An 11,494-nucleotide genomic window follows, 5' to 3' on the forward strand; every position below is an offset into this window, starting at 1 on the left:
GCGCATAGCTTACGCCATCAATGCCATCAATCATTACCGGCAATGGTCATCCGTCCCAGCAGGATCGAACCGGTCCGGATGTGTGAGCGCGGGTCGACGTCGCTGCCGACCGCCTCGATGCTGCTGAACATCTCGCGCAGGTTGCCGGCGATGGTGATGCCGTCCACCGGGTACTGGATCTCGCCGTTCTCGACACGGAAACCGCCGGCGCCGCGTGAGTAGTCACCGGTCACCCCGTTCACGCCCTGCCCCATCAGCTCGGTCACCAGCAGCCCGTCGCCCATCTGGCGCGCGATCTCCTGCAGCGAGCCGGCGTTGGCGGCCAGCTGCAGGTTGTGCACGCCACCGGCATTGGCGGTGGTCTGCAGGCCCAGCTTGCGCGCCGAATAGCTGCCCAGCACGTAGCGCTGCAGCACCCCGTCGCTGACCAGGGCCGACGCACGGGTCGCCACGCCGTCACCGTCGAAGGCGGCCGAACGCAGGCCGCGGCGCAGGTGCGGCAATTCCTCGATCTGCATCCACTCCGGGAACAGCCGCTGGCCGACACTGTCCAGCAGGAAGCTGGCCTGCCGGTACAGGGCGCCGCCGGATACCGCCGACAGCAGGTGGCCGACCAGGCTGCGGGCCACTTCCGGGGCGAACAGCACCGGCATGCTGCCGGTCGGCAGCGAACGCGGCTGCAGGCGGGCCACGGTACGCTCGGCGGCGCGGCGGCCCACGCTGTCGGCCGCCTCCAGGTCCTCGCGGGCCAGGCCGCCGGTGTACCAGCCATCCCGCTGCATGCCATCGCCAGTGCCAGCGATCAGGGCGCAGCCAACCGAATGGTGGGTTCCGCGCTCGCGGCCGATGAAGCCATGCGAATTGGCATAGACCGAGACGCTCTGCATGCTCGACACCGAGGCACCGTCGGAATTGCTGATGCGTGCATCAGCCCCGCGACCGGCCTGCTCGCAGGCCAGGGCCAGGTCCACCGCCTCGTCTGCCTGCAGCGCCCAGGGGTGCCAGCTGTCCAGCTCGGGGAAGTCACAGGCCATCAGCGCCGCCTCGGCCAGCCCGGCAGCCGGGTCGTCCTCGGTGTGCCGGGCGATCGCGCAGGCCTGCTCGACCGTGGCCGCCAGGCTGGCCTCGTTCAGGTCGCCGGTGCTGGCACTGCCCTTGCGCTTGCCGAAATAGACCGTCACCGCGATGCCGCGGTCGCGGGTGGACTGCACGGTCTCGACCTCGCCGAGGCGGACATTGACCTCCAGGCCGCGGTCCTCGCTGCAGCTGACCTCGGCCTGGCTGGCGCCCAGCGCGCGGGCGCGGTCGAGCAGCTGCTGGGAAAGGTCGGCCAGCCGTTCCAGCCGGGCCGGGCTGTCGTCGCCGACGGCCACTTCAGGGGCGATCACGTTCAATGCTTTATCCTGTACAGGTTGGGCCCGGCATCACGCCGGGCGACTTTTTTTGAGATCAGGTAGGGACGATGCGCGGACGCGACGAAGAAACCGGTGAATTCCACGACAAGAGCCGCAGCCAGAACCGGCGCGACGCGCTCGATGTCCTGGCCCTGGGCGAGAAGCTGGTGTCGCTGACCCCGGCCCAGCTGGCGCGCCTGCCGATTCCGGAAGACCTGCTGCCGCATATCGCCGAGTGCAAGCGCATCACTGCCCATATCGCCCACAAGCGCCAGCTGGCGTTCCTGGCCAAGCACATGCGTCGCGAAGAGGACGCCACGCTGGATGCGATCCGCGATGCGCTGGACGCGAACAGCGAAACCGGCCGCCGCGAAGTGGCGATGATGCATCGCGCGGAAGACTGGCGCGACCGCCTGCTGGCAGAAGGCGACACAGCGCTGGCCGCACTGCTCAACGATTACCCGCAGGCCGACCGCCAGCAGCTGCGCACGCTGGTGCGCAATGCGCAGGCCGAGAAAGCGAAGAACAAGCCGCCGCGCGCCTATCGCGAGATCTTCCAGGTGCTGCGCGGCCTGATGCTGCCTGCCGCGCTGGGCCTCAAGGCCGCGGCCGATGAGGCCGACGACGTCGAGACCGGCGAAGCCGACGAGGACTGAGTCCTCCCCGGCGTGGGCGGTGGCACTGGCCATCGCCCGGCTCAGGCCTGGGTACCGCCGACGGTGATGCCCTCGATCAACAGCGAAGGCTGGCCGACTCCCACCGGCACACTCTGCCCGTCCTTGCCACAGATGCCCACGCCTTCGTCGAGGGCCAGGTCGTTGCCGACCATGCGCACCTTCTGCATGGTTTCCGGGCCATTGCCGATCAGGGTCGCGCCCTTCACCGGCGTGGTGATCCGGCCATCCTCGATCAGGTAGGCCTCGGTGGCCGAGAACACATACTTGCCGCTGGTGATGTCGACCTGGCCGCCGCCGAAGTTGACCGCATACAGGCCCTTCTTCACCGAGCGGATCATCTCCTGCGGGTCATGCTGGCCGGCACGCATGTAGGTGTTGGTCATGCGCGGCATGGTCAGGTGCGCGAACGATTCGCGGCGCCCGTTGCCGGTCGGTGCCACGCCCATCAGGCGGGCATTGAGGCTGTCCTGCATGTAGCCGACCAGGATGCCGTCCTCGATCAGCGTGGTGCACTGGCTGGGGTGGCCTTCGTCATCGATGTTCAACGAACCGCGGCGGCCATCCAGCGTGCCGTCGTCGACGATGGTCACGCCCGGCGCCGCAACGCGTTCACCGATGCGGCCGGCATAGACGCTGGTGCCCTTGCGGTTGAAGTCGCCCTCCAGGCCGTGACCGACCGCCTCATGCAGCAGCACACCCGGCCAGCCCGGGCCGAGCACCACCGGCATCACGCCGGCCGGCGCCGGTACCGCTTCGAGGTTCACCAGCGCCTGGCGCAGCGCCTCGCGCGCAAACGCTTCAGGCCGGCCGTCGGCGAACAGTTCCGCATAGCCATAGCGGCCACCGCCGCCGGCATAGCCGGACTCGCGGCGGCCGTTGTGCTCGACGATCACCTGCACGTTCAGGCGCACCAGCGGGCGCACGTCGGCGCCCAGCACGCCGTCGCTGCGGGCGATCAGCACGGTATCCACGCCGCCGGACAGGCTGACCATCACCTGTTTCACGCGCGGGTCCGCGGCACGCAGATAGCCGTCCAGGCGCTTGAGCACCTCGACCTTGGCCTCGTTGCCGATACCGTCGATCGGGTCCAGCGCCGGGTACAGCGCACGCGCACTGCCACGCAGCAGCGAGCGCCCGGACTGCGCGCCGCCTTCGCGCGAGATCGCGCGCGCCGACTGCGCCGCTACCCGCAGCGCATCGGCATGGATGTCATCGGAGTAGGCGAAGCCGGTCTTCTCGCCGGAAATGGCCCGCACGCCCACGCCCTGCTCGATGGAATGGGCACCGTCCTTGACGATGCCGTCCTCCACGCTCCAGCTCTCGCGGCGGGCGTGCTGGAAGTAGAGGTCACCAAAGTCGACACCGGGCCCCAGCAGCTGGCCGAAGGTGTGCTCCAGGCCAGCGGTATCCAGGCCGCCGGGGCGCAGCAGGCGGTCTTGGGCAAGCGTCAGGGCGATATCAGTCATGGCTCTCGATCTGGGGATGCGGGGGCGCCGAGGCAAGCCCCGTGAACAGGAAAGCCACGCTCAGCGCGAGCGTGGCAGGTCGGTGACGGTTGGCGGAATGCCGGGGGCCGGAGCGGGCGGCGCCTTGTCGCGGCTGCGTTCGATCACTTCCACCTTCGGCTCCTTCCATGGGCCGGTCACCTTGTAGGTACGGGCGCCGATCTCGCCCAACGGTTTGGACAATACCGCATTGGTGGCCGCGCCGAGTGCCGCGCCCACCGGCCCACCGGCCACCGCGCCGACCACGGTCAGCAGATTGCCGGCACGCGGGTTGACGTCGATGGTCTGGTCGAACTGCTGGTTGCGCAGGTCGGCCTGGCCGCGGATGGTGATGTTCGCCGCAGGGCCTTCGATCAGCACCTTGTCGGTACGGGCCATGCCCTGGCCGAACTGCACGCTGCCGTCGACCTGGTTGAACGCGAAGCCCTTGGAGAAGAAGTCGCGGAAGTCGAACATCAGGCGCCGTGGCAACTGGGTGACGCTGAGCAGGCCTAGCACGCGGCCGGCACCGGGCTCCAGCTCCAGCAGCTGGCCGTTGCGTGCGTGCAGGTCGAGCCGGCCCTGCAGGTTGGCCAGCTGGAAGTCCGAAGGACCGCCACTCCACGACGCCTGCAGCTGTGCCTGCCCGGAGCCGCCACGCAGCTGGCCACCGTAGTCGAGGTTCTGCATCAGGCCGCCCAGGTCTTCACTGCGTACCTGCGCGGTCAGTTCGGTACGGGCGCCACCGGTACGACCCAACCAGCGGCCGTTGATGTCGATCTCCTGGTCCGGCGCGCGGAAGCGCAGCTCGTCCACGTTCAGGCCATTGGCCAGCGGGCGCGTGCGCAGCACCGCCTGCCCCAGCACCACTTTGCCGAACTTCAGGTCGGCGATGTCCAGCGCGAACGGCGGCAGCTTGGCCGGGTCCATGTCGTTGGCACCGGCCTGCACCCGCGCCGGCGCCGCGGGCGCACCCGGCGCCACCGGCAGCGACTGCCAGTGCACGCGGTCCAGCTGGCCGCTGATGGTGCCACCCTCGGCATTGGGCACGCTCAGGCGACCTGCCAGCGAAGGTCCATCCAGGCGCACGTCCAGCGCCTGCGCGCCCGGCTGCAGCTGCAGGCGGGTCTGTTCGAAAACACCACCGATCAGCATCAGCTTGCCGACCTGCACATCCACCGCACGCAGCGGCATGCCGTCATAGTCACCGCCTCCGCGCGCGAGGCTGATCCACTCCAGTGCGTCCAGGGTCGGGCTGCGACCGTTGACGGCCAGCCCGCTCGGCGGTGGCTCGCGATCAACATGATCGCTGCCCAGGGTCACCTGCACGCCGGTGCGGTTGTTGTGGCTGCGCGCAGCCAGCGCCAGGCGCTGGCCAAAGGCCACGTCGATGCGACCGGCCCCCATCGGCAGCTGTGCGGCCACCGTGGTCGCCAGCGGTTCGCCGGCCGGCTTGTCCAGTGGCGCAGGCAGGTCCAGGCGGGTGCCCACCAGATCCGAACTCAATCGCAGCTCGCTGGGCGGCGCCGGCGCACCCGGTGCAACCTTGGGCAGGTTGACCGCGATGGTCCACGGCGAGGTGCCCGCGATGTACGGCTTGAGCCATGCCATTTCCGGCGCGCGGTCGATCAGCACGCCGGCATCGAGGTGGGCCGACAGCAGCGATTCAAACGCCAGCTTGCTGTCATGCACGTAGCTGCCGGCACGCAGGCTCAGGCGACCGTCCTGGCCGAGGTGGCGCACCGCCAGTTCCTCGGCACCGAAACCGCCGTTGCCGTAGCGGGCCTGCCCATGCATGTTGTCGAAGGTCAGCTGGAAGCGCTTGTCGACCAGCTTCACACCGTCGAGGTCGACCGTGCCCTGCAGATGGCCGCCGCCTTCATCCAGGTGCAGCGGCTGCAGCAGGTCGAAGGTCACATGCGCCGGGCCTGCCGCGGTCAGGTTGTCGAGCGTGTCGCCATAGTCCTTGTGCAAGGGACTCTGCCGCAGCATCGCCAGCAGCCTGCCGGCCTCGCTCTGGGTGTCGGCGCGCACGTACAGCGGCTGCTGGCCGAAATCCGGAATGCCCGCCTCGAACGTCTGCACCGCCACACCGGCCAGGTCGCCGCGCCCGTGCATGTCGAAGCCGGGGCCGATGAAGGCGATATCGGCGTCGACCTGGCTCATCAGGGGCCAGTCGTGCTGGAAACGGATGTCACCATTGGTGATGTGGCCGGTGGCCTCGAAGCGGCCATCGTTGTTGTCGAACGGCCAGTCGTCCAGGTCGCCGCTGACCAGGCCGACACCGTTGCGCACCTGGCCACCGACCAGTGCCATGTCGAGCCAGTCGGTGGCGCCCTTGCTCATCCTGGAATGGATCCAGAAACGCTTGGCCGCGGTCATCGGCACGTCGTCCAGCTTGGCCGCCAGCTGCAGCCACGGCCGGGTGCCATCACCCTGGAACCAGACACCACCGCGCACGTCGGCGGCATAGTCGGTGCCTTCCACGCGCATCGCCGCGGTGCCGATGCGCCAGCCGCCCGCTTCGTCTCGCCAGCCCACCACCTGTCCTGCCAGGTGCAGGTCATGGCGCACGCCGAATCCGGTCGGCCAATCGAACTGCAGCTGCTGGCGTGGCTGCAGCTGCAGGCTGAAACCATCGGCATCGCCCTCGAAACGGCCCCCCAGGCCGCGCAGGCCCGGCGAATGGCCCACGCTGGCAAAGCCCAGCGATTTCAGTTCACCCTGCGCCCACAGCGGGCCATCACGCTGGCCGGACAGCTGCAGCTCACGCACATCCAGTTGCGGCCGGGACAGGAACAGCCAGTGGCGCAGGCCGGGGTCGAGGCGATCACTCAGCGCCAGCGCGCGCAGCGCGGTGCCGGCCTGCACGTCGCCGGAACTCACCCGCAGCTGCCTGCCGACCTGCAGCTGCAGGCCGTCAAGCTGTTGCTCGCCGTCTTCGGTCTTCAGGCGCAGGCGCGGCACCTGCAGGGCCCAGCCTTCGGCCTGGCGCTGCCAGCGCAGGCGTGCCTGCAGGCGCTGCAGCTTCAGGTACGGAGCTGCCAGGTCGGGCATCGGAGCACCATCGATGCGGACGTCGCGCAGGTCCGAATCGGTGGTCAGCGCAACGGGGGCGAAATCACGCAGGGTCAGCCACAGGTTCAGCTCGCCCTTGCCTTCTCGCAGGCGGACGCCGCCGGCTGCCAGCAGCGGCGACCAGGCGTTGAAATCAACCGGATCGGCGCCCAGCCAGGCCTGGCCGTTGCCACGCACGCGGTCCACATCCAGCACCGCGGTCAGTGGCAGTGCGTCGGCCTGCGCCCAGGCACGCACGCCCACGCGCAGGCGGTCGCCGTTGACGCGCAGGCGCAGGTCGATGCGCGGCAGCGTGGTATCGACGCCCAGGCCCGGCGCGCGCACGCCCAGGCGGCCCTCGACCACCTGCAGTTCGCCCAGCCGGCGCAGCGCATCCAGCGGGTCACCGCCCTTGGTTGACTGCGGCAGGCCCCGCACCGACCAGCGGCCGTCCTCGCCCTGCTGCAGGTCCAGCGCCAGGCCACGCAGGCGCAACTCGGTCAGCGAACGTCCCGGCAGCAGCCCGCTGTACATCGACACCAGCACTTCCGCCTCGCCGATCGCCAGGCCCTGGCCGGCGCCGATGCGCAGGCCCTTCAGCTGCAGCAACGGGCCACGGCGGGTCCACGCAGTCTGCAGCTGGTCGAAACGCACCGGCTGGCCGGCACGCTCGCTCAGCCACGCAGCGATCCTGTCGGGATGGCGCTCGGCCAGCGGCAGCAGCTGGCTGATGCTGCCCACCAGCAAGGCAAGCCCGACCAGGCCCACCGCACACGCGGCAATGAAATGACGGCGGATCCTTCGCAGTCGCAGGCGCGGCGGCGCGCTCATCGGCCGCCGCCGGCCTGCGGCCGGCGAGGATCAGAGCAGAACGACATCGAATTGCTCCTGCAGGTACTGCTCGTCCGCCTGGAAGCGGATGCTCTTGCCGAGGAACTCCTCCAGCTCGGCCACCGCCGAGGATTCCTCGTCGGTGATGCGCGCGACCACCTTGGTCGAAGCGATCACCAGCAGGCGCGCAGCATCGAACTGGCGCACCGCGCGGGTGATCTCACGGAAGATCTCGTAGGTCACCGTTTCGGTGGTCTTGATGCTGCCGCGGCCACTGCACTGCGGGCAGGTTTCCGACAGCTGGCGCTCCAGGCTCTCGACCGTGCGCTTGCGCGTCATCTCCACCAGGCCAAGCGGCGAGAAGTCGTAGACGGTGGTCTTGGCATGGTCGCGGGCCAACGCCTTCTCCAGCGTGCGCAGCACCTGGCGGCGATGCTCGGCATCGTCCATGTCGATGAAGTCGATGATGATGATGCCGCCCAGGTTGCGCAGCCGCAGCTGCCGCGCCACCGCCTGTGCGGCCTCCAGGTTGGTGCGGAACACCGTCTCTTCCAGGTTGCGCTGGCCGAGGAACGAACCGGTGTTGACGTCGATGGTGGTCATCGCCTCGGTCTGGTCGATCACCAGGTAGCCACCCGATTTCAGCGGCACCTGCTTGTCCAGCGCGCGGCCGATCTCATCCTCCACCCCGAACATGTCGAAGATCGGGCGGTCACCGGAATACAGCTCCAGCTTTTCGGCCAGCACCGGCATGTACTTGGCAACGAAGGCCTGCAGCTGGCCGAAGGTCTCCTTCGAATCGACCTTCACCTTGTCCACGTCCTTGCGGATCAGGTCGCGCACAGAACGCAGCGGCAGGCTCAGGTCTTCATAGATGATGCTGCAGGAGGCGGCTTCGCGGCCGCGGCGCTCGACCACGTTCCACACCCGTGACAGATAGGCGATGTCCTCGGCGATGGCCTCGGCCGGCTGGCCCTCCGCATTGGTGCGCACGATGTAGCCGTAGCCACCATGCTGGGCCGACAGCTCGGTCACCAGCGCCTTCAGCCGTGCACGCTCGGTCTCGTCTTCGATGCGGGCCGACACGCCCACTACCTTGGACTGCGGCAGCAGCACCATGTAACGCGAGGGAATGCTGATCTGCGTGGTCAGGCGCGCGCCCTTGGTGCCGATCGGATCCTTCACCACCTGCACCACGATGTCCTGGCCGTCGCGCAGCAGTTCGACGATCGGCACGCTGGCCGGCGGCGGCAGGGTGGTGTTCTCGGTATCGGCGCTGGCCACCGGGGCCGGGCGCACCACGTCGTTGGCGTGCAGGAACGCGGCGCGCTCCAGCCCGACCTCGACGAAGGCGGCCTGCATGCCGGGCATGACCCGCTGCACCTTGCCCTTGTAGATGTTGCCGACCACACCCCGGCGCCAGCCGCGCTCGATGTGCAGTTCCTGCAGCATGCCGTTTTCGATCACCGCGACCCGGGTCTCGCGCGGGGTCACATTGACCAGGATTTCCTCAGACATCTGCAGCCTCCCTGGCGGCATCGGCAATGGGGGCCGGCACGCCGCAGCGCGCCAGCAAACGATCAGTGTGCAGCAACGGCAGCCCCATCACGCCGGAGTAGCTGCCGGACAGGTGCTCGATCCAGCGTTCGGCGCCGCCCTGGATGGCGTAGGCACCGGCCTTGTCCAACGGTTCGCCGGTAGCTACGTAGGCGGCGATGTCGGTGGCGTCGATCGGCGCGAAGGTCACCTCGGAGATGACCAGCTCACTGTCCAGCCCTTGCGCGCCGACCACCACTACGGCGGTCATCACCTGGTGGGTGCGCCCGGCCAGCCGCGCCAGCATCGCCCACGCATCGGCGGCATCGACCGGCTTGCCGAACACTTCACCGTCCAGCACCACTTCGGTGTCCGAACCGAGCACCCGCGCCTGCGGGTCATCGGCCAGCACCCGGGCCAGCCCGGCGCGCGCCTTGTCGGCGGCGACCCGGCAGACATACTGTTCGGCACTTTCAGCCGCAGCGCGCTGCTCGATGACCTCCAGGTCCAGGGCCTGGAAGGGGCGTCCGAGTCGGGCCAGCAACTGGTTGCGTCGGGGGGAGCGGGAAGCAAGATAGAGCATCGGCACAGCATAACCTGAGGCCGCCACCTGAATCGTCGGCAACCCGTTCCGGAACGCGTTCAACCCCGAACAGGCTCACAGCGCGTTCATCGCTACGACACCACCCTCACTGGCACAACAAGGAGTTCTCCATGCGCCTGACCGCCACCCCGCTGCTGCTCGCCCTGTCCCTTGCCCTTGGAACCTCGATGACCGCCCATGCTGCCCCGCCGTCGCCGTCGATCGCCGCCCCCGCGGAAGGCACCCTGCTGAACATCTCGGCCAACGCCGAGGCCACCCGCGTACCGGACGTGGCCACCCTGTCGGCCGGCGTGGTTACCCAGGCCGCCGATGGCAACAGCGCCATGCGCCAGAATGCCCAGCAGATGGACAAGGTGCTGGCCGCGATCAAGGCCGCCGGCATTGCCGAGCGCGACGTGCAGACCAGCGGTGTCAGCCTCAACCCGCAGTACCGCTATGCCGACAACGAAGCACCGAAGATCACCGGCTACCAGGCCAGCAACACGGTCAGCCTGAAGGTGCGCGACATCGCCAAGCTCGGCAAGGTGCTGGACGCACTGGCGGCGCAGGGTGCCAACCAGATCAACGGCCCCAGCTTCGAGATCGACCAGCCCGAACCGGTGTATGACGAAGCCCGCCTGGCGGCGCTGAAGAAGGCCCAGGCCCGTGCCCAGACCTACGCGAAGTCCCTGGGCCTGCAGGTGCGCCGCATCGTCAGCATCTCCGAGAACGCCGGTGGCGGTTACCGCCCGATGCCGATGATGCGTGCCATGGCCGCCGGGGCGGCGATGGACAAGGCCACCCCGGTCGCGCCGGGTGAATCGACCGTGTCGGTCAACCTGGACGTGGTGTTCGAACTGGGCCGCTGATCGCCGCCGCCCGTGCCGAACCAGGCGGGTCCCGAACGGGGCCCGCCTTTTTTCATGCCTGCTGCCGGGGCTGGCTGAAGGCCAGCCCAACGATCCAGCCCGTGCCTCTAGGCAGTGGCCGCCATGCCGCGCTACTGATGCACTGCCAGCCGCGTGCGGCAACCCCGCCACGGGCCCTGGTGCGTTGAGGACTTCGTCACTGGCATGGAGGTGGACCATGGTTCGTACGTATCCCGTTGCATCCCCGCACTTCGACCCCGCCCGCGTTGCCGCCTGGAGCGCGGCCATCGCCCTGCATCTGCTCGCGTTCCTGTTGTTGCTGATTCCGGCCACCTATCAGGCCATCACCACACTGCCGCGCGACACCACCACGGTGCGGCTGATTCCGAGGGAACTGCCCAAGCCGCTGCCGCCGCCGCCCAAGTACGTGGAGCCACAGCACGTGGACGTCGTGCCGAAGCAGCAGAGCGTGCCGAAGGAAACAACGCCGTTGCCGACGCCGACCGCCACGCTGGAGGAGGCACAGGGCATCATCACGCCCGCCGCGGAATCGACACCGGTGCAGTCGGCCCCGGGCATCGACCGTTCGACACCGTTGGCCGGTGCCCAGCTGCAGTACCGCAGCGCCCCACCGCCGTCCTATCCGGTGCCGGCGTTGCGCAACCACGAGCAGGGCACGGTGCTGCTGCGGGTGGAGGTCGACAGCAGCGGCCAACCAGTCGCGGTCAGCATCGAGCGCAGCAGCGGCTCGCGCAGCCTGGACCTGGCCGCTCGCCAGCAGGTGCTCAAGCGCTGGCGCTTCGAGCCCGCACAGCGTGATGGCATAGCGGTACCGGCCATCGGCCTGGTACCGGTGCAGTTCTCGCTGCCGGACTGAGGCTTTCAGGGCCGGCCCGGCAACCTTTCCGGGCCGGCCTTCACACGCGAAAGGACAGACTCGGCAAAGTCCGCGATCAAGCGTTACGAATTAAGCAAAATTTCACTACTTCGTCACCTGTCGGAAACCTAGATTGATCCGTCCCGGACAGTACCGGAGACAGCCCTCAACGCTACGGTTTTCCAG

At 68.7% G+C, this 11,494-nt stretch carries 8 protein-coding genes; 3 read left to right on the top strand and 5 right to left on the bottom strand.

All coding sequences use genetic code 11. The features are described from left to right. Nucleotides 1-26 precede the first annotated feature (26 nt). The gene (pmbA, locus tag K5L94_RS16130; protein WP_274510865.1) at nucleotides 27-1,394 is read right to left on the bottom strand and encodes a metalloprotease PmbA; all 1,368 of its coding nucleotides are present in this window, start codon (nucleotides 1,392-1,394) and stop codon (nucleotides 27-29) included. 68 nt (nucleotides 1,395-1,462) lie between these two features. On the opposite strand from pmbA, the gene yjgA reads away from it, so the two are divergent. Then, entirely contained in the window at nucleotides 1,463-2,050 is a 588-nt protein-coding gene (gene yjgA, locus K5L94_RS16135) for a ribosome biogenesis factor YjgA (RefSeq protein ID WP_008267776.1), read from the top strand. Nucleotides 2,051-2,091: 41 nt separating this feature from the next. Here the strand turns inward: yjgA and tldD are convergent, their stop codons facing one another. Genes tldD through K5L94_RS16155 form a run of 4 tightly spaced genes read right to left on the bottom strand, consistent with a single transcriptional unit; the run spans nucleotide 2,092 to nucleotide 9,562 of the window. Next, complete coding sequence (gene tldD, locus K5L94_RS16140) at nucleotides 2,092-3,537, bottom strand: metalloprotease TldD (protein WP_180878493.1); 1,446 nt, start codon at nucleotides 3,535-3,537, stop codon at nucleotides 2,092-2,094. A 60-nt stretch (nucleotides 3,538-3,597) separates the two neighbouring features. Then, the gene (locus K5L94_RS16145; RefSeq protein ID WP_274510866.1) at nucleotides 3,598-7,443 is read right to left on the bottom strand and encodes a YhdP family protein; all 3,846 of its coding nucleotides are present in this window, start codon (nucleotides 7,441-7,443) and stop codon (nucleotides 3,598-3,600) included. 30 nt (nucleotides 7,444-7,473) lie between these two features. Then, complete coding sequence (rng, locus tag K5L94_RS16150; protein ID WP_008264487.1) at nucleotides 7,474-8,961, bottom strand: ribonuclease G; 1,488 nt, start codon at nucleotides 8,959-8,961, stop codon at nucleotides 7,474-7,476. Beyond that, on the bottom strand, nucleotides 8,954-9,562 hold the full coding sequence (locus K5L94_RS16155; protein ID WP_274510867.1) for a Maf family nucleotide pyrophosphatase: 609 nt from the start codon (nucleotides 9,560-9,562) through the stop codon (nucleotides 8,954-8,956). Before K5L94_RS16155 ends, rng begins: the two co-directional genes overlap by 8 nt. A 131-nt stretch (nucleotides 9,563-9,693) precedes the next feature. Here K5L94_RS16155 and K5L94_RS16160 point away from each other — a divergent pair, with 131 nt between their 5' ends. Then, nucleotides 9,694-10,431, top strand: a complete 738-nt coding sequence (locus tag K5L94_RS16160) for an SIMPL domain-containing protein (protein ID WP_006460407.1) — start codon at nucleotides 9,694-9,696, stop codon at nucleotides 10,429-10,431. 217 nt (nucleotides 10,432-10,648) lie between these two features. After that, entirely contained in the window at nucleotides 10,649-11,308 is a 660-nt protein-coding gene (locus tag K5L94_RS16165; RefSeq protein WP_053450434.1) for an energy transducer TonB, read from the top strand. The last annotated feature ends 186 nt before the right edge of the window (nucleotides 11,309-11,494 follow it).

Origin of the sequence: Stenotrophomonas forensis, from assembly GCF_028752115.1 — a bacterium.
Taxonomy (GTDB): domain Bacteria; phylum Pseudomonadota; class Gammaproteobacteria; order Xanthomonadales; family Xanthomonadaceae; genus Stenotrophomonas; species Stenotrophomonas forensis.